Below are 21,683 nucleotides of genomic sequence, written 5' to 3'. Positions count from 1 at the left end.
GGTGAAGCCTAACGATGGCGATATCACACTCATCTTCGGCGACCGCTCGGTCACTCATGCCGAGTTCACCAGCCGCGTTGCGGACCTTGCTCGGCAACTGATTGCCGCGGGCGTGGGCCCCGAGGTTTCGGTGGCGGTAGCGATGCCTCGCTCCGTGGAGCTGATGGTTGGCCTGCACGCGATCATCACTGCTGGTGGCGCCTACGTGCCACTCGATATCGAGGCGCCGGCCGACCGCATTGAGTACATGGTCGAGACCGCCGGCTGCAACCGCGTGCTGGTCTGCGCGGGAGAAGTCCCCGAGGTGATCACCGGACTCGGCGGTCGCGTCAAGGTGATCGAAGTCGACGCATCCGGACCGGTGCCGAAGGTTGCGCCGATTACCGATACCGACCGTGTGGGTCCGGTCAACCCGGACAGTGCGGCCTATACGCTGTTCACCTCGGGTTCCACCGGACGGCCGAAGGGCGTGACCGTCACCCATCGGGCCATCGCGAACCGCCTTGAGTGGATGCGCGACTGGTATGCGCTCGGCAGTGACGACGTGTTCGTCCAGAAGACCCCGATCACCTTCGACGTCTCGGTGTGGGAACTGTTCCTCCCGGCGGCCGTGGGCGCCACGATGGTGATCGCCGAGCCCGGCCGGCACGGCGACGCGGTGTACCTGGCGAACTTGATCGAACGCGAGAACATCAGCGTCATCCACTTCGTCCCCTCCATGCTCGCCGCCTTCGCTGACACGCTCGGCGATCGGTTCAGTGATCTGAGTTCGCTGCGGGTGATGTTCACTTCCGGGGAGGCGTTGACCGCCTCGGTGGCACATCGCGCCTTCGAAGCTATTCCGCAGTTGGAGTTGCAGAACCTCTACGGCCCGACCGAAGCAGCGGTCGACGTGACCGCCCACCGGGTGACTACCGGCGATCGGACCGTCCCGATCGGTGTTCCCGTTCCGGCGACCACCGTCTACATCCTTGACCGGTGGCTGCAGTGGGTGCCGCCGGGAGTGCCCGGCGAGTTGTATCTCGGCGGCGTGCAGTTGGCCCGCGGCTACGAGTCGCGCCCCGACCTGACCGCCGAGCGATTTGTGGCGGATCCCTTCGGTGGCGCAGGCAACCGTCTCTACCGCACCGGTGACCTCGTCCGCTGGAATAGGTCCGGTCAGATCGAGTACCTCGGTCGTACCGACTTCCAGGTGAAGCTGCGTGGCCAGCGCATGGAACTGGGCGAGGTCGAAGCCGTCCTCGCCAGCGCTCCCGGCGTGGTCAATGCGGCCGCCGCCGTCGTCAACTTTCCGGCCGGCGAACAGCTGGTCGGATACTTGTCACCGCCTGACGTCGATACAGACCAGGTTGCGCAAGCACTTGCCGTCCGGTTGCCCGAGTACATGCGCCCCACCCAATGGGTGTTGCTGGACGAGCTCCCGCTGAACAGTGCGGGCAAAGTTGCGCGCCGTGAACTACCCATGCCTCAACTACGGGAAGCGGAGTATGCAGCACCCGAAGGCGACGCTGAGGAGGCACTCGCAGCGGTTTTCGCTGACGTGCTCGGCGTGGAGCGGGTAGGTGCCACCGAGTCGTTCTTTGATGCAGGCGGCAACTCGCTGAGCGCGATGCGCGTGGCTGCTCGCGCGGGTGAAGCACTCGACGTCGAATTCTCGGTCCGTGACCTGTTCGATTACCCAACCGTTCGAGAGTTGGCTGCAGCTGCGACGGGCAAGGCGCCCGCTCTGGCTCCGGTGACCGCCGTTGTGCCGCGCCCCGAACGCATTCCGCTGTCGTTTGCCCAGCAGCGGATGTGGTTCATCAACAGGTTCGATCCCACGCTCCCGACCTACAACATCCCGACGGTACTCCGGATCACCGGCAGCTTGGATGTGGCTGCGCTGCGGGCGGCGTTCGCTGACGTGGTGCGCCGGCACGAGGTGCTGCGGACCACGTTCCCCGAGGTGGACGGTGATGCCGTTCAGTTGATCGCCAGTGAGTCCGAGGTCGAGACGTCGTTGCCGTGGCAGCAGGTTGCTTCGGAAGCCGAACTTGCCGCTGCTGTCGGCGAGGGGTTCGATGTGTCGGCGCAGTGGCCGATCCGGGCGATCATCTACCCCGTAGGCGTCGACGAGTTCGTGTTCGCCGTGGTGGCCCACCACATAGGGTCCGACGGTGAATCGATGCTGCCGTTGATCACCGACGTGCTGACCGCGTACACCGCACGCGCGGCCGGTGAGGTGCCGGGGTTCGTGCCCCTGCCGCTGCAGTTCGCGGACTATGCGATCTGGCAGCGCGAGGTCCTAGGTGCGCCGGAGGATGCCTCGTCTGTGGTGGGGCGTCAGCTGGGGTTCTGGCGGGAGTCGTTGGCTGGCGTTCCTGAGTTGCTTGAGTTGCCGACGGATCGTCCGCGGCCGGCGGTGGCGTCGCAGGCTGGTGCGTTGTTTGATTTCGAAGTCCCGGCGGAGGTTGCGGCGGGAGTGTATTCGGTCGCTCGCGCCACGAGGACGACGCCGTTCATGATTGTTCATGCGGCGCTGGCGGTCTTGATGTCGCGGTTGTCGGGTTCGGATGATGTGGTTATCGGGTCCCCGATTGCCGGTCGTGGGCAAGCGGTGCTTGATCCGTTGGTTGGTATGTTCGTCAATTCGCTGATGCTGCGGACGCACATCGATCCGTCGGTGAGTTTCGGTGAGTTACTCGAGGCTGTTCGGGTTGCCGACCTGGCGGCGTTCGAGCATTCTGATGTTCCGTTCGAAGCGGTCGTAGATGCGCTCGATCCGGTTCGGAGTACGGCGTTCGCGCCGCTTGCTCAGGTGTGGTTGTCGTTCAATGAGCAGGCATCGGCGATGGATCCCGGTGATCTGGGTGCCGTCTCGGGCGTGACGGTTCGGCCGGTGGATTCTGAGCTTCAGTCGGCAAAGGTCGACCTGCAGTTCACGGTGTCGGCTGCTGGTGAGGGGCGCAGCTGGGGTGGGTCGGTCCTCTATGCGACGGACCTTTTCGATCGTGACACTGTTGCCGTTCTTGCCGACCGACTGTGCACGGTTCTGGGTTCGGCGGTTGCTGATGCGTCCGTGGCGGTGGGCGATCTTCCGATCTTGCTGGCTGGTGAGCGTGCCGAGTTGCGTGCGGTTTCGCAGCGGGTTGTGGCCGATAACGTGGTCGGGTCGCTCATTCGTGTGAATGTGCGGACGTTGGCGGATCTGCTTCCGGCTGCCGTCAGCAAGTATGGCGAGTCGGTTGCCGTGGTCGCTGGGACGCGGACGTGGACGTTCAGTGAGTTCGGTGCAGAGGTTGAGGCGCTGGCCGGTGAGTTGCGGGCCGGCGGGGTCGGGCCAGGTGTGGCCGTGGCGGTGTGTGTGCCGCGTTCGGTGGAATTGCTGATTGCGGTGCACGCGGTGATCGCCGCGGGTGGCCAGTATGTGCCGGTCGCCGTCGATACACCCGCGGTGCGTGCGGAATACATGCTGTCCACGGCTGAGGTGCCGCTGGTCATGACGGTGTCGAGTCAGCTCGGCGAACCGGCGGTGGTTGCTGCGGTTGAAGGTGGCCGGAGAATAATCGAAGTGGACGCGCCGCGTCAGGTTGGCGGTGAGGTCGTCGGTGCCGGTCAGCTGATTCCGGTCGAGAGTCCGGCGTACACGATCTTCACGTCGGGCTCGACGGGGTTGCCCAAGGGTGTGACGGTGCCGCATCGTGCGGTGCTTGCTCATTTATTGTTCGACAACGAGTATTACGGTTTCGGGCCGGACGATGTGTTCTTGCAGATGCTGGAGTACACGTTCGATCCGTCGGTGCTCGAATTGTTCCGCTGGGTGATTTCCGGTGGGCGGGTGGTCGTGATGGAGCCCGGTGAGCATCGGGATCCGTGGGCGATCGCCGGTTATGTCGAGCGTGAATCGGTGACTTCGGTGATCTGGGTGCCGTCGTTGTTGGCGTCATTGGCAGAAGCGCTTGATCCTGCCGACCGGATGCCGTCGCTTCGCTATATCGCGACCGGTGGTGAGGCGCTGACTCTTAGTGGCGCGAGGGAAGCGGTCGAGCGGTGGCCGGGGGCCCGTCTGGATAATCAGTATGGGCCGACCGAGACGACGATCTACGCGACGGTGGCGCGGGTGCTCGCCGATGAGCCGGTGAAGATCGGTGCTCCTGTCTCGGGTGTGTCGGCGTTCGTCCTTGATAACCGGTTGAATCCTGTTCCGCACGGTGTTGTCGGTGAGCTGTATCTTGGCGGGGTTCTGGTTGCTGAGGGTTACGCGGCGCGTGCGGGGCTGACTGCGGAGCGGTTCGTTGCTGATCCGTTCGAGCCGGGGTCGCGGCTGTATCGCACTGGCGATCTGGTCCGGTCCGACACGACCGGGCAGCTCGAGTATGTCGGCCGCGTGGACTTTCAGATCAAGTTGCGTGGCCAGCGGATCGAGCCGGAGGAGATCGAGTCGGTTCTGGCAGAGGCCCCAGGCGTCGTTCACGCCGCGGTGGCGGTGGCCGAGCCTCCCTCGGGAGGACAGATCCTGGTTGCCTATGCCGCTGGCGATGGCCTGACGCGCGACTCTCTTGAGGCGTTTGCACGCGATCGCCTCTTGCCGCACATGCAGCCTGGCCTGTGGTATCTGATTGAGGAGATGCCGCTGAACTCGGCGGGGAAGGTTGATCGGCGAGCATTGCCGGTGCCGGACTTCGCTGCTGTGGACCATGAGTATGTGGGCCCGATTGGCGCGGTCGAGGAACAGCTGGCGGCCATTGTCGGTGGCCTCCTCGGGATCGATCGGGTGTCGGTGACCGAGTCGTTCTTCGCATTGGGCGGCGATTCGATCATGTCGATCCGATTGGCCTCGGCGGCCCGGGCTGCCGGGTGGGAGCTGTCGCCGAAGGAGATCTTCGAGAACCGGACGGTCCGGAAGATGGCTGCGCTCGTCGCCGATTCCGGCCGAGGAGTTCAGCCGGTACCGGAGTTGCCCGGCGGTGGCGCGGGTGAGTCGACGCTTCGCCCGATCGTGTCGTGGATGCTTGAGCATTCGTTTGCGCCGGAAGACTTCGCCGATTTTGCACAGTCGACGGTGCTGGTGGCCCCGGACGGGATGACCACGCAGATCCTCGGTGAGCTGCTGGCAGCGGTCGTGGCGGCGCACCCGATGCTCTCAGCGCGGCTGGTCGAGGTCGACCAGGTGTGGACGGTGACCGCCGGCGTCGACTTCGACGCGGCGGCTGCGGTCGCGGCCCGGCAGTCGGCGCATGACAGTGGCAGTGCGGAGTTCGGTGCGGATCTCCTCGCCGCGTACACCGACTTGGTCTCCCGGATGGATCCGGCGGCAGGCCGGTTGGTGCAAGCAGCGTTGGTGACTTCTTATGACGGCCGCGCGCGGATCGTGTGGGCGATTCACCACCTCGGCGTGGACGCAGTCTCGTGGCCGATCCTCATCGAGGACCTGATCACAGCGTGGGCGCAACGGCAGGCGGGGATGGACTATGCGTTGCGTCCGGAGGGCACCTCGCAGCGCGCGTGGGCTGCCGCTGTCGAGAGCCTCACTCCCGTCTTCGAGGCGCAGGCCGGCTACTGGCTTGATCGGCTGCCGGAGCAGCCGACCGACCTGGGCGCGGAGCTCGACCGGAACCGGGATCGGGACAGTGCTGCGGTCGTTGTGCAGCACTTCATCAGCAGCGACGTCGCTGATGCGGCTTTGACGCGGCTGCCCGAGGAGTTCGGCGGCAGTGTCGATGACGTGCTGCTGGGCACCTTCGCCCGTGCCGTGCGGTCCTGGCAGGTGGCCCGGGGAATCACCGACAATGCGGCAGTCTCGGTGCTCGTGGAGCGTCACGGCCGCGACGAACACCTGCTGGAACGTGGTGCCGATCCACGGCGTGCGGACCTGGCGCGGACGGTCGGCTGGTTCACCACGATCATGCCTTTGAACCTGGATCCGGCCGCCGATGTGGTGCATGCGATCAAGGCGGCCAAGGAAGAACGCCTCGGCGTCCCCGATGGCGGCGCCGGATTCGGTGCGCTGCGGTACAGCGGTGACGGTCACCGCGCGACCGGCGAACTCGGCGCGCGTCCGTTGCCGTCGATCCTGTTCAACTACCTCGGCTCGAGCGGTTCGGGAGAATCGGGCTCGAGGGATTCGAACGAGGTGACCGCCGAGACGCCGTTCGCCGGCACCGCCGATGCACCGGCCCTTCCATCCAGTGTCTCCGGCCGGATGGTCATGCCCGCAGGCCTGGTCATCGATGCGATCGGTGTCGTCGACTCGACCGGACGTGGCCTGTCGGCCCGATTCCGGTTCCCCGAAAACCTGCTGGCTCAAGCAGATGTGCAGGATCTTGCCGACCGCTGGACCAGTGAACTCGCCGACGCGGTGGTCGCGGCCGAAACCGGAGTCGGGTTGTCTCCGTCAGACGTGCCGGGCTCCGGAGTCAGGCAGGACGAGCTGGATCGGCTCGCTGTCGAGTTCCCGGCCGCCGACCTCTGGCCATTGACCCCGCTGCAGTTGGGGTTGTTCTTCCAGTCCGGCCTGGTCGGCGACGACGAGATGGACGCCTACCACGTGCAGGCTCGCGTGCAGTTCGGTGGCCAGGTCGATCTGGAACGTCTGCAGTCGGCGATGGATGCGCTGCTGGCACATCACGATGTGCTGCGCTCCGGTTACGTTCAGATCGATTCCGGCGTGGTGGCCGTGGTGCCCGCCGAACTGTCGGTGCCGCTGCAGGTGATCGATCTCGCTGACCTCGACGAGGCTGCGACGGACACGCGCCTGGACGAGATCGCTGACGCCGAGCGTGCCCAGCGCTTCGACCTGTCGTCGCCGCCGCTGATGCGCGCGGTGCTGGTACGCCACAGTGCCGGCGCCGACCTGGTGGTGACTTCGCACCACCTACTGTTCGACGGCTGGTCCGGTCCGCTGGTGCTGGCGGATCTGCTCGCCGCGTACGCAACCGGCTCCACCTTCACACCGACGCACGAGCTCAGCTTCGCCGATCACGTGCGCGCCATCGCCGGCGCCGACGCTGCCGCCGGACTCGCGGCGTGGCAGGAGCTGCTGGCACCGGTGGAGGGGCCGACACGGATCGCCTCGGCCGGGATGACCGGGATCGATCAGGCTCCGCGAGAGGTGCCGCTGGCTCTGTCCGAGGAACTCTCAGAGGACGTCATGCGTCTGACGCGAGAATCCGGTGCGACGCTGTCGACGGTGCTGCAGGCGGCGTGGGCGGTGCTTCTCTCTCGGGTGACTGGCAATCGGGTGGTGACCTTCGGTGAGACCGTGTCGGGTCGCCCGGCCGGCCTCGACGGCGTGGACACCATGGTGGGCCTGTTCATCAACACCTTGCCGGTGGTCGTGGATGCCGATCCGTCCTCGACCTTCGGGGAACTGCTTGCTGCACTGCAGTCCGACAAGGTGCGGGTGCTCGATCACCAGCATGTCGGACTGTCGACGCTGGCCGGCATCGAGCCGCACGCGCTGGAGTTCGACACGCTGTTCGTCCACGAGTCGTACCCGATCGATACCGAGTCCATCTCAACGGTCCGGTCGGACGGACTGCAACTGCGAGGCATCTCCACCCGCGATGCCACCCACTACCCGGTCAGCTTCATCACCGAGGAGCACGGCGGACAGATCAGCGGACACCTGAAGTACCTGCCGGGTGCGTTCGACGAAGCGCAGGTTCAGGTCTTTGCCGATGCGATCACCGAGATTCTCCGGGCCGGTGCTGCGGCGCCGGACCAGGTAGTGGCCGACCTGCCACTGCTCGACTCCGATGAGCGCGATCGGGTCCTGGCGGCGTCGTCGGGCCCGGTGACCCCTCGACAGGCGCGGGGAGCGGGAGGCGCCGCCCTTGCGGATGCTGTTGCGGCGCAGGTGATTGCTTCTCCGGAAGCTGCGGCTCTGGTGTTCGAGGGTCGGGAGGTGTCGTACCGCGAATTCGGTGCGCGCGTGGCGACGTTGGCGCGTGAGTTGATTGCTGCGGGCATCGGCCCGGATGTTGCGGTGGGTGTGTGTATCGATCGCAGCGTGGAACTGCTTGTGGCGATTCATGCGGTGACTGCGGCGGGTGGCCAGTATGTGCCGGTCGATACGGCGGCTCCGGCCGATCGTGCCCGGGTGATGTTGCAGACCGCTGGCGCGCAGGTCGTGCTGGTGGCCGAGTCGGTGACGGAAGCGGTCGCTGGTCTTGAGGGCGTCACGCTCATCGAGGTTGATGCCTCGGGCGAGGTGGATCTGACGGTTGCCCCGATCACGGATGCTGATCGCCTTGCGCCGGTGCGGCCGGAGTCGGCGTTGTACACGTTGTTCACGTCGGGCTCGACCGGTGTGCCGAAGGGTGTGACGGTGTCGCATGAGGCGGTGCTGAACCGTCTGGTGTGGATGCGTGACGATTATGCACTGGGTGCGGATGCCCGGTTCTTGCAGAAGACTCCGTACACCTTCGACGTGTCGGTGTGGGAACTCTACTTGCCGTTCCTGGTGGGAGCGCCCCTGGTGATCGCGCGCCCCGACGGGCATCGGGATCCGCAGTACTTGGCGTCGGTGATCGCTGAGGAACAGGTGTCGGTGGTGCACTTCGTGCCGTCGATGTTGTCGGTGTTCCTCGATGTGGTCGGCGATGGTGTTACGGGGTTGACGTCGTTGACCGAGGTGTTCACTTCGGGTGAGGCGCTGTCGCCGGCGATCGCGCAGGAACTGCTGGCCGCGTTGCCGTCGACGGAACTGCACAACCTGTATGGACCGACCGAGGCAGCGGTCGACGTGACCGCGGTGCAGGTGTTGCCGGGCGACGAGCTGGTGACGATCGGCCGCGCGGTCGCCAACACGACCGCTCTGGTTCTGGACGATCGTTTGCAGCCGGTGCCCGATGGTGTGCCTGGCGAGTTGTATCTCGGTGGGGTGCAGGTCGCTCGTGGCTACGCTGCCGCACCTGGCCTGACCGCCGAACGCTTTATTGCTGATCCGTACGGCGATCCCGGTGCGCGTCTGTACCGGACCGGTGACCTCGTCAAGCGCCTCTCCGGCGGAGACATCGAGTATCTGGGGCGTACGGACTTCCAGGTGAAGTTGCGCGGTCAGCGTATCGAGCTCGGTGAGATCGAAGCGGTGATCGCCGGTGCGCCGGGTGTGGTGCATGCCGCCGCGACTGTGGCGACGGCCCCGGCCGGTGGCGAGTTCCTCGTCGGCTACGTGTCGCCGGCATCGGTGGATCTGGATGCGGTGAAGGCACATGTGGCTGCATCGTTGCCGGAGTACATGCGCCCGAGCGTGTGGACTCTGCTCGAGGACGTCGCACTGAACTCGGCGGGCAAGCTGGATCGTCGTGCGCTGCCCGAACCCGACCTGCAGTCGACCGCAGTCGAATATGTGGCCCCCGAAGGCGACACCGAACAAACGCTAGCGCGGGTGTTTGCGGAGATTCTCGGTGTGGAGCGCGTCGGCGTCACCGAGTCGTTCTTCGACGCCGGCGGCAACTCGCTCAGCGCCATGCGGGTGGTCGCCCGCGCCGGTGAAGCACTCGGAGTGGACCTGTCGATCCGGGACCTGTTCGACGCCCCGACCGTCCGCGAACTCGCGGCCGCGTCGGTGGGCCGTGCGGCAGCTCTGCCGCCGGTGACCGCCGTCGCACCGCGACCCGAACGCATTCCGTTGTCGTTCGCGCAGCAGCGCATGTGGTTCATCAACCGACTCGATCCGTCGGCGCCGACCTACAACATTCCGACGGCCTTCCGGCTGCGCGGTGATGTCGACCGCGGTGCGTTGCGCCAGGCCATGCTGGACGTGGCGACCCGGCACGAGGTGCTGCGGACGGTGTTCCCGGACGTCGACGGCGTGCCATTCCAGGACGTGATCGCCGTCGAAGACCTTGACTCGCGCCTGGACTGGCGTGTGGTCGACACGATCGAGGACGTCTTCACCGACCTTGGTCGCGGATTCGATGTGACCACCGAACTGCCGTTGCGGGTGCGACTGCTGGAAGAGGGTGACGATTCGCTCGCCCTCGCCGTAGTGGTTCACCACATCGCGTTCGACGGTCAGTCTTTCGGTCCGATGGTGACGGACCTGCTGACGGCCTATGCCGCTCGCAACGCGGGCGACGTTCCCGAGTTCGCGGCGATGCCGGTGCAGTACGCCGACTACGCGGTGTGGCAGCGCGAAGTTCTCGGTTCACCCGACGACGCCGAGTCGATCCTGGGTAAGCAGTTGGCGTACTGGGAACAGTCGCTAGTCGGTGTGCCCGATGTGATCGAGCTGCCGACCGACCGCCCGCGTCCGCCGGTGTTCTCCTCGCAAGGCGAGCAGGTGCAGTTCGCGATCCCCGCCGACCTTGGCGCCCGAATCGACGAGTACGCCTCCCGGTCGGGAGCGTCGCGGTTCATGGTGTTGCACGCCGCGTTCTCCGCGTTGCTGGCACGACTGTCGGGATCGAACGACATCGTGTTGGGCACTCCGATCGACGGTCGCGGACCGCGCGGGCTGAACGCCCTGGTGGGTATGTTCGTCAACACGCTGGTGCTGCGCAGCGAGGTGGATCCGGCCGAGTCGTTCGAGCAGCTGATGGCACGCATCCGTGCGGGAGACTTGGATGCCTTCGGTCATGCCGATGTGCCGTTCGAATCGATCGTGGACGCGATCGATCCGGTGCGCAGCGAAGCGTTCTCGCCGCTGGTCCAGGTGATCCTGTCGGTCGACCCGCTGGCGCAGGCATCCGACCAGAGCATCGAGGTCGGCGACGTGACGGTGGAACCGTTCGACGGCGTCGGTACCCCGGCGCAGATGGACCTGAACCTGACGATCGTCAGCGGCGACGCCGTCGACTGGTCGGGTCTGCTGACGTTTGCGACGGCGATCTTCGATCGCTCAACCGTCGAGAAGCTCGGTGCTCGATTCGTGCGCCTGCTCGATGCGGTGCTGGCCTCGCCGACCCTGCCGGTGGGCGATGTGATGGTGATCGAGGAAGCCGAGTCGGTGGCGGTGCTCGCCGAGTCGGCCGGACCTGTCGAGCCGATCTTGGACGAGACGATCGCTGATGCGGTGGCCGCGCAGGTTGCCGCGCGCCCAGACACGATCGCTGTGGTCGCGGGGGAGCGCGAATACTCGTACGCCGAGTTCGGTGCCCGGATCGGTGAGCTGGCTCGCACTCTGATCGCTGCCGGTGTGGGTCCGGAGACTGCCGTCGGTCTGGTGATGGACCGTTCCGCTGAACTGGTGATTGCGGTGCACGCGGTCATGGCGGCGGGCGGTCAGTACGTGCCGATCGCGATGGACTCCCCGGCCGAACGCGCCGAGTACGTCGCGACCACGGGCGGCGTGAAGTTGGTTCTCGTCGCCAAGGGCGGCGAGGTTCCCGAGTTCGTCGCCGGCTTGAACGTTCCGGTCCTCGAAGTCGATTGCTCGACCGACCTGCCGGTCGGTGCGAAGCCGTTGGATCCGGTCGAGCGCCTCGCGCCGCTTCGGGTCGACGATGCTGCGTACACGTTGTTCACGTCGGGTTCGACGGGTCTGCCCAAGGGGGTGACGATCTCCCACGGTGCGGTGCGTAACTTCGTGTCGTGGTTCGACCAGACCGTGCCGGCCGGTGGACAGCGTCTGCTGTTCAAGACTCCGCATACTTTCGATGCGTCGGTGTTGGAGTTGTTCTGGCCGCTGGTGGCCGGTCAGACGATGGTGATCGCTGATGCCGGTGGTGAGCGCGATCCGCAGTACTTGGCCGAGGTGATGAACCGGTCCGATGTGTCGGTGGTGCAGTTCGTGCCGTCGCTGCTGGCGGCGTTCCTGGACGTCGTCGGCGACGACCCGCTGTTGCCGAGCCTGCGGGTGTTGTTCTCCGGTGGTGAGGCCCTGCCGCCGGCGGTGGCCAAGGATGTGCGTCGTCGGGCGCCGCAGGCCAAGCTGGTCAACCTGTTCGGTCCGACCGAGTCCGCGGTGTACACGATGTCGGCGGTGCTCGATCAGGTAGGTCAGGTGGTGCCGATCGGTGCGCCGATGGCCAACACCACGGCGCTGGTGCTCGATTCACGACTGCATCCGGTGCCCGATGGTGTGGCCGGTGAGCTGTATCTCGGTGGTGTGCAGTCGGCACGTGGCTATGCTTCGCGTGCGGATCTGACCGCGGAGCGCTTTGTCGCCGACCCCTTCGGCGGCGAGGGCGCTCGCTTGTATCGCACCGGTGACCTGGTCAAGCGCAACAGCGCCACCGGCGAACTCGAATACCTGGGCCGTACCGACTTCCAGGTGAAGCTGCGCGGTCAGCGGCTGGAGCTCGGTGAGGTCGAGGCGGCGATCGCCGCTGTTGAGGGTGTGGTTCATGCGGCTGCCCGCGTCGTCGAGGGCCCGGCCGGTGACCAGCTCGTCGGTTATGTGGCTCCTGCGACGGTGGATACCGATGTGGTGGCTGTTGAGCTGGCTAAGCATGTGCCGGAGTACATGGTGCCGACGGTGTGGGTGGCTCTGGAGCAGATGCCGCTGAACACGGCCGGCAAGGTCGACCGGCGTTCGCTGCCCGATCCCGAGTTTGCCGCTGCCGAATACGTGGCCCCGGAGACGCCGGACGAAGAAACCGTGGCCGCCGTCTACGCCGATCTGCTCGGCGTCGATCAGGTGTCCGTCACCGAATCGTTCTTCGATGTCGGCGGTAACTCGCTCGCCGCTATGCGTTTGGTCGCTCGGGTGAGTGAGGCATTGGGCGTGCAGGTGTCGGTGCGCGACGTGTTCGACGCGCCGTCGGTGCGTGAACTCGTTGCCGCGGTCACCGGCCGCGCCGCGGCGTTGCCTCCGGTTACCAAAGCCGATCCGCGTCCGGCGCAGATTCCGTTGTCGTTCTCGCAGCAGCGCATGTGGTTCATCAACCGTTTCGATCCGTCGCTGCCGACCTACAACATTCCGGCCGTCCTGCGTATCGACGGGGCGCTGGATGTGGCGGCGTTGCGGGCAGCCTTCGCCGACGTGGTGGTTCGGCACGAGGTGCTTCGCACGACGTTCCCCGACGTCGACGGTGTACCGGTCCAGGTGATCGCGCCCGAGACCGCAGTGGCGCAGGAATTGCCCTGGTCGCAGGTCGCCTCCGAGACCGAGTTGATGGCTGCGGTCACCGCCGGTTTCGATGTCACCTCGCAGTGGCCGATCCGCGCGGTGATCTACCCAGCCAGCGAAAACGAGTTCGTGTTCGCGGTGGTGGCGCACCACATCGCCACCGACGGTGAGTCGATGGGCCCACTGGTCACCGACGTGCTGACCGCGTACGTGGCGCGCGCTGCCGGCCAGAAGCCGCCGTTCGCGCCGTTGCCGGTGCAGTTCGCCGACTTCGCCATCTGGCAGCGCGAGGTGCTCGGTTCACCGGACGACGCAGATTCAGTCCTGGGGCGGCAGCTGGAGCACTGGCGCGAGCGGCTGACCCATCTGCCCGACGTGCTGGAATTGCCGGCCGATCGCAAGCGTCCGGCGGTGGCGTCCTATCGCGGCGCCGAGTTGTCGTTCGAGATTCCCGCCGAGGTGGCCGAACGGGTGGCCTCGACAGCCGCCGAGCACGACGTGACTCCATTCATGGTGACGCACGCTGCCTTCGCGGTGCTGTTGGCGCGGTTGTCGGCCACCGAAGACATCGCGGTCGCTACCCCGGTCGCCGGTCGCGGCCAGGCTGACCTGGATGCACTCATCGGCATGTTCGTGAACACGCTCGTGCTGCGCACGCAGGTCGACTCGGGTGCCTCGTTCACCGAGCTGCTGCGCCAGGTCCGCAGCGTCGACCTGGACGCGTTCGCCCATTCCGACGTGCCGTTCGAGGCCGTGGTCGATGCTCTCGATCCGGTGCGCAGCGAGGCCTTCGCGCCGCTGGCCCAGGTGATGCTCTCATTCGATCCGGGCGCTTCGATCCGCGGCGTGGACGCCGGCATCGGTATCGGCGACCTCCAGGTGTCGAGCCTTGCCGACCCGTTCGTGCCGGCACAGGTGGATCTGACCTTCCGCGTGCTGCCCGGCGACCAGGGCACCTGGTCGGGCCTGGTGGTGTACGCCACCGATCTGTTCGAGGAGTCGACCGCCCGATGGTTCGCCGAGAGGTTCGTCGCCTTCCTGGATGAGCTCACCGCCGACCCGACCTCCCCGGTCGGCGACGCGGCGCTGCTGGATCGGCCTGGCCGCGACGGTGTGCTCGCCATCTCGTCGGGTCCGGACATGAAGATCCCGGCAATCTCGATCGCCGACGTCGTCGCCGAGCAAGCGGCGCGTAACGCCGAGGCACCCGCTTTGGTGTTCGAGGGCCGTGCAGTCTCGTACGCCGAGTTCAGTGCTCGGGTCGCGACATCGGCGCGCGAACTGATTGCCGCCGGCGTCGGCCCGGATGTGGCCGTGGGCGTGTGCTTCGATCGCAGCGTGGAGATGATGGTCGCCATTCACGCGATCACCGCCGCCGGTGGCCAGTATGTGCCGATCGATGTCGAGGCGCCCGCCGACCGTGCGCGGGTGATGTTGGAGACCGCCGACGCCCGAGTGGTGCTGGTGGCCGCCGGTGCTGTTCCGGGACCGGTTGCCGATCTGTCCGGTGTTCGGGTGCTCGAGGTCGATGCGTCGGGCGACGTGGACCTGGCGGTTGCCCCGGTCACCGATGCCGACCGGATCGCACCGGTGCGTGGCGACAGTGCGTTGTACACCTTGTTCACCTCGGGTTCGACGGGTACGCCCAAGGGTGTGACCGTGTCCCACGAAGCGGTGGTGAACCGCCTGGTATGGATGCGCGATGACTACCGCATCGATGCGGCTGACCGCTTCTTGCAGAAGACGCCGTACACCTTCGACGTGTCGGTGTGGGAACTCTACTTGCCGTTCCTGCTGGGTGCGCCCTTGGTGATCGCGCGCCCCGACGGGCATCGGGATCCGATCTATCTGGCCGAGGTACTCAAGGACGAGTCGGTGTCGGTGGTGCACTTCGTACCGTCGATGCTCTCGGTGTTCCTCGATGTGGCCGGCCGACGCGTCAGCGAACTCTCGTCGCTGCGACTGGTGTTCACCTCGGGAGAAGCGTTGCCGCCCGCCGTCGCCCAAGACCTGCTCGCCGCGTTGCCGACAACCGGCCTGCACAACCTGTACGGGCCGACCGAGGCCGCAGTCGACGTGACCGCTTCGGAGATCAAGGCCGGCGACGCGATGGTGACCATCGGCGGCCCGGTCGCCAACACCACGGCGCTGGTGCTCGACGACCGACTGCAGCCGGTTCCCGACGGGGTGCCCGGCGAGTTGTACCTCGGTGGTGTGCAGATCGCGCGCGGCTATGCTGCGGCACCGGCACTGACCGCGGAACGCTTCATCGCCGACCCCTACTCCGCGTCGCCGGGTGCCCGCCTGTACCGCACCGGCGACCTCGTGAAGCGCCTGCCCGGCGGAGAGATCGAATATCTGGGTCGCACCGACTTCCAGGTGAAGCTGCGTGGCCAGCGCATCGAACTCGGCGAGATCGAAGCGCTGATCGCGGGTGCCCCGGGCGTCATCCATGCCGCCGCCACCGTGGCCACGGCTCCGGCCGGCGGCGAATTCCTGGTCGGCTACGTGGCACCGGCCTCGGTGGACCTCGACGAGGTGAAGGCGCACATCGCCGAGTCACTGCCGGAGTACATGCGCCCGAGCGTCTGGATGCTGCTCGACGATGTCGCACTGAACACGGCCGGCAAACTGGACCGCCGCGCGCTGCCCGAGCCCGACTTCGGTTCGCTGCAGACCGAGTACGTGCCGCCGGCCAACGAGGACGAGGAACGCGTTGCGGAGGTGTTCGCGCAGCTCCTCGGCGTCGAGCAGGTCAGCGTCACCGAGTCGTTCTTCAACCTGGGCGGCAACTCCCTGGCTGCGATGCGTGTGGTCGCTCGCGTCGGCGAAGTACTCGGCGCCGACCTGTCGGTGCGCGACGTCTTCGATGCGCCGACCGTGCGTGAACTGGTGAGCGCGGCCGCCGGCCGCGCACCGGCACTGCCTCCCGTCACCGCCGTGGTGCCGCGACCGGAGACGATTCCGCTCTCGTTCGCACAGCAGCGCATGTGGTTCATCAACCGCCTCGACCCGGCAGCGTCGACCTACAACATTCCCATTGCGTTCCGGTTGCGCGGAGCCGTGGACTTGGTCGCGCTGCGCCAGGCCGTCTCCGATGTGGTCACCCGGCACGAAGTGTTGCGGACGGTGTTCCCCGATCACGGCGGCGTGCCGTACCAGCTGATCGTCGACGCCGACGAGGCCGACGCCCGGTTGGATTGGCGCATCTCTGATTCGATGAGCGAGATCATCGCCGAGCTCAATCGCGGTTTCGACCTGACCACCGAACTGCCGCTGCGCGTGCGCGTGTTGATCGAATCCGACGATTCGGTGGCAGTCACCATGGCCGTCCACCACATCAGCTTCGACGGGCAGTCGCACGGCCCGATGGTGATGGACCTGGTTGCCGCGTACGCGGCCCGCGCCGAGGGCCGGGCGCCGGAGTTCATGCCTCTGCCGGTGCAGTACGCCGACTACTCGCTGTGGCAGCACGGGGTGCTCGGTTCGCCGGAAGATGCCTCGTCGATCATGGGTCGCCAGCTGGCTTTCTGGGAAGACGCACTGGCCGGTGCGCCCGATGTGATCGCCCTCCCCACCGACCGGCCACGACCGGCCGTGTTCTCGTCGCACGGTGACCAGGTGCAGTTCGCCATCCCGTCGGACCTGGGTGCACGGGTCGATGAGTTCGCCGCGGCGTCGGGTGCCACCCGATTCATGGTGTTGCACGCGGTGTTCGCAGCGCTGCTCGCGCGGGTGTCCGGCACCGGCGACATCGTGCTGGGCACGCCGATCGATGGTCGTGGGCCGCGCGGACTCAACGCGCTGGTCGGCATGTTCGTCAACACCCTGGTGCTGCGCACCGAGATCGACCCGGCTGAGACGTTCGAGGCGCTGATCGCGCGCACGCGGGCCAGCGACCTGGATGCGTTCGCGCATGCGGAGGTGCCGTTCGAGTCGATCGTCGATGCGATCGATCCGGTGCGTAGCGAAGCGTTCTCGCCGCTGGTCCAGGTGATCCTCTCGGTGGATCCGCTCGCCCAGGCTGACGAGGGCGTCGCGGTGGGTGATGTGAGCGTCGAGCCGCTCGGCGGCATGGAAACCCCGGCGCAGATGGACCTGAACCTGACGATCATGGGTGGGGAGTCCGGCGACTGGACGGGTCTGCTGACCTTCGCCACCGCTATCTTCGATCGCTCGACGATCGAGCAGCTCGGCACCAGGTTCGTGCGCCTGCTCGAGGCGATGATCGCCGATCCGGCGGTGGTGGTCGGTGACGTGACCGTCGCCGATGAGCTGGAGCGTGATCGCGTGCGGGCCGCGTCGACCGGTCCGGTGGAACCGATCCTGGACGAGACGATCGCCGATGCGGTGGCCGCGCAGGTGGCGGCCCGCCCGGAGGCACCGGCTCTGGTCACTGGCGATCGCGAGATCACCTATCGCGAATTCGGTGCCCGCATCGGTGAACTGGCCCGGACGTTGATCGCTGCCGGCGTGGGCCCGGAGACCGCCGTCGCGGTGGTGATGGATCGCAGTGCCGAACTGGTGACGGCGATCCATGCCGTGATGGCCGCGGGTGGACAGTACGTGCCGATCGCGACCGATTCGCCGGTCGAGCGTGCCGAATACGTGGCCTCGACGGCCGGTGTTCAGGCGGCGCTGGTGGTGGCCGGCGCCGAGGTTCCCGAGTTCGTGGCGGGCCTGAATGTGCCGGTGCTGGAGGTCGATTGCTCCACCGAGTTGCCGGCGGAGGCGAAGCCACTGGATCCGGCCGAGCGCAGTGCCCCTCTGCGTGCTTCGGACGCTGCCTACACGTTGTTCACGTCGGGTTCGACAGGTCTGCCCAAGGGCGTCACCATTCCGCACGGTGCGGTCCGCAACTTCGTGGCGTGGTTCGACCAGACCGTTCCGGCCGGCGATCATCGACTGCTGTTCAAGACCCCGCACACCTTTGACGCCTCGGTGCTCGAGTTGTTCTGGCCGTTGGTGGCCGGTCAGACGATGGTGATCGCCGACGCCGGTGGTGAACGTGATCCGCAGTATCTGGCCGATGTGATGAACGCTGCCGATGTATCGGTTGTGCAGTTCGTCCCGTCACTGCTGGCTGCTTTCTTGGACATCGTCGGCGATGAGCCGTTGCTGCCGAACCTGCAGGTGTTGTTCTCCGGTGGTGAGGCTCTGCCTCCGGCGGTGGCGAAGGATTTCCGTCGTCGGGTGCCGCAGGCGAAGGTGGTGAATCTGTTCGGTCCGACCGAGGCTGCGGTGTACACGATGTCGGCGGTGCTCGACGTTGTGGGTGATGTGGTTCCGATCGGTCGTCCGATGGCCAATACGACGGCGCTGGTTCTTGATTCGCGTCTGCATCCGGTGCCTGATGGGGTGCCCGGTGAGCTGTATTTGGGTGGTGTGCAGTCCGCGCGCGGCTACGCAGCCCGTCCGGATCTGACCGCCGAACGCTTCATCGCCGATCCGTTCGGGGTTCCGGGTGAGCGTCTGTACCGCACCGGTGACCTTGTGAAGCGTCGTCCGTCCGGCGAACTCGAATACCTGGGCCGTACCGACTTCCAGGTGAAGTTGCGTGGTCAGCGTCTGGAGCTCGGTGAGGTCGAGGCGGCGCTCGCCGGCGCCGAGGGTGTGGTGCATGCGGCGGCCCGCGTGGTCGAGGGCCCGGCGGGTGATCAGCTTGTCGGCTATGTGGCGCCGGCGGCGGTCGATACGGACGCGATCGCTGTTGAGCTGGCGAAGCATCTGCCGGAGTACATGGTGCCGACAGTGTGGGTGGCGTTGGAGGAGATACCGCTGAACACGGCGGGCAAGGTGGATCGTCGTTCGCTGCCGGATCCGGTGTTCGAGGCGGTGGAGTATGTGGCCCCCGCAACGCCGGACGAGGAGACTGTCGCGGCGGTGTACGCCGAGCTGCTCGGCGTCGAGCGGGTCTCGGTGACCGAGTCGTTCTTCGACGCGGGCGGTAACTCGCTGGCCGCGATGCGTCTGGTCGCGCGCGTCAGCGATGCGCTGGGCGTGCAAGTGTCGGTGCGCGATGTGTTCGACGCTCCTTCGGTGCGTGAACTCGTTGCCGCAGTCGCCGGGCGCACGGCCGCACTGGCGCCGGTCGCCGCAGCAGATCCGCGTCCCGACGAGATTCCGCTCTCCCGGGCGCAGCTGCGCATGTGGTACCTCAACCAGGTCGATCCGACCTCACCGACGTACAACATTCCGATGGCTGTGCGGCTCACCGGGCCAGTCGACGTCGACGCGCTGGTCGAGGCGATCCACGATGCGCTGGAACGCCACGAGGTGCTCCGGACGATCTATCCGGCGACGGGCGCCACACCGCAACAGCAGATCCTGCCGTCGGCGCAGGCGCGCGAGCGCTTCGACTGGGCCGAGGTGGACTCCCTGGAAGAGCTGGCCACCGCGGCGACCACCGGATTCGACGTCTCGACCGAGCTCCCGATCCGCGGGCGGATCCGGCGCGGCGACGACGGGGTCATCGAGCTAGCGATCGTGGCACACCACATCGCCTTCGACGGCGAATCCATGCCCGTCCTGCTCAAGGACGTGCTCGCCGCCTACGCGCGGCGGGTCGATCCGGCGGTGCCGGCGCAGCCGGAACTGTCTGTGCAGTATGCGGACTTTGCGCTCTGGGAGCATGACGTGCTCGGCGACGGTACCGATCCGGACTCGCCGCTGGGCCGGGAGACCGCGTACTGGCGCGACAAACTGCGTGCACTGCCGGAGGTCACCGATCTGCCGATGGACCGGCCGCGGCCCGACATCTTCGACAGCCGCGGCGATATGGTTCGACTGACCCTCGACGATGACCTCGTCGCGCAGCTCGATGAAGTGTGCCGGGTGTATCGGGTGACTCCGTTCATGGTCACCTACGCGGCTCTCGTCGTGATGATCGCGCGACTCGGCGCCACCTCTGACGCCGTCGTCGCGGCACCGACGGCTGGGCGTACCAGTGCCGCGATCGACGATCTGGTCGGCATGTTTGTCAACACGCTGGTGCTCCGCGCCGACGTCTCTCCCGGCCACAGCGTCGACGATCTGCTGCGGGAGGTGCGTAAGGACGTTCTCGACGCGTTCGCCAACGCCGACGTGCAGTTCGACGAACTGGTCGAGATGCTGGCGCCGCCGCGTTCGACGGCGTACTCGCCGCTCGCGCAGATGGCCTTCACCTACGCCGAACAGCAGAAGGTCGACGGCCCTGTCTCGGTGGGCGGCATTCAGGCCGAGCCCGTCGACGTCGCCGGATACGTGGCGAAGTTCGACCTGATGGTGATCGCGGAGGGGCGCACCCCGCACACTCCGATGTCGGTCGGCTTCCTCTACTCGACGGCGCTGTACGACAAGCGCACCGTCGAGGGCTTCGCCGAAACCTACCGCCGGATCCTCACCGCTATCGTGAACGATCAGCGCATCGCCATCGGCGACATCGACATCGTCGGTCGTCGCGAGGTCCCGGCGGCGCGGAAGCGGCCTGAACTGCCGGCCGGTGCCGGAGGCGACGTCGAGGACGGCACGCTTATCGACCTCCTCGCCCGACGCGAACTCGACGAGTACCACCCGGCGCTGATCAGCGACGGCGAAGAAGTCGACTACGACGAGTTCGAGGCCCGGACCAACCGGGTCGCGCGGGCGCTGCTCGCCCGCGGCATCACAGCCGACGACGTGGTCGCCATCGGCATGCGCCGGTCGATCGAATCGGTCGTTGCGATGTGGGGCGTCGTCAAGGCGGGTGCCGCGTCCGTCGCAGTCGATCCGGAGCGCCCGGACCATCTCGCCGAGCTCCTCGGCGATCGGCCGGCCCGACTCGCTGTCACCCGGTCCGCCGACGCGGATGCGGCAGGTCTCAGCGACGGCGCCTGGCTCGACCTCGATGAGCTGGCCGGCGAAGCCGAGTCCGATGATCCGATCAGCGACGCGGAGCGCAACGGATCGGTACGTCTGGCGAATCTGGTTTACCTGGCAGCGGCGGGGGAGACCGGGCCGGTGGCGATGACGCAGGCGAGCATGGCAGATCTCGTCGAAGCGTTCGGGAAGGTGACCGGCTCGCTGGAGGACGACCCCGACACCCGGATTCTGCACCTCGCGCGACCGGATTCCGGCCGGTCCTTCGTCGAGACGGCCTGGGCGATCACCATGGGTCACACGCTGGTGATCGTTCCGGACGGCAGCGAATCGGGCGACGACCTCGGCGAGGTCCTCGAGACCGAAGAGGTCACCGATCTGCTGGTGTCCCCGTCGGACCTCGACGGCGTCGATCCGGACAGCGGCGAGTACGTCCGCACCCTGGTGTTCAGCGGGGAAGGGTGCTCGGACGAGCTCGTCGAGGAGTGGTCCGCGCGCGGGCGCAAGCTGTTCAGCGTCTACGACGCCACCGGCCTGCCCGGATATGCGACCAGGGCCCGGCTGACGGCAGGTGAAGCGATCACCTCGGGCCGCCCGATCGAGGGAGTCGGTGTGCGGTTGCTCGATGACGCTCTGGCACCGGTGACCGACGGTGAGGTCGGTGAACTCTACGTCGTGACGGACGGTCTGGCGCGCGGCGTTGCGCACGCTCCGGGGAGCACTTCGGCCCGGCTCGTGGCCGACCCGCTCGGTGAGCCGGGGGCCCGGATGTATCGAACCGGCGACCGGGCGCGATATGTGAAGGGGGACCTTCTGATCGTCACAGACGCAACGGAAGGGTGACCCGCCG

At 66.8% G+C, this 21,683-nt stretch carries 1 protein-coding gene; it reads left to right on the top strand.

The features are described from left to right. The first annotated feature begins 1 nt into the window (after position 1). Positions 2-21,676 (top strand): non-ribosomal peptide synthase/polyketide synthase, encoded by a 21,675-nt coding sequence (locus tag MUG78_RS02660; protein WP_246991942.1) that lies wholly within the window; start codon positions 2-4, stop codon positions 21,674-21,676. Positions 21,677-21,683: the final 7 nt, after the last annotated feature.

The organism is Gordonia alkaliphila (assembly GCF_023017165.1).
Taxonomy (GTDB): domain Bacteria; phylum Actinomycetota; class Actinomycetes; order Mycobacteriales; family Mycobacteriaceae; genus Gordonia; species Gordonia alkaliphila.
This window is presented reverse-complemented; position numbering and strand designations above follow the sequence as displayed.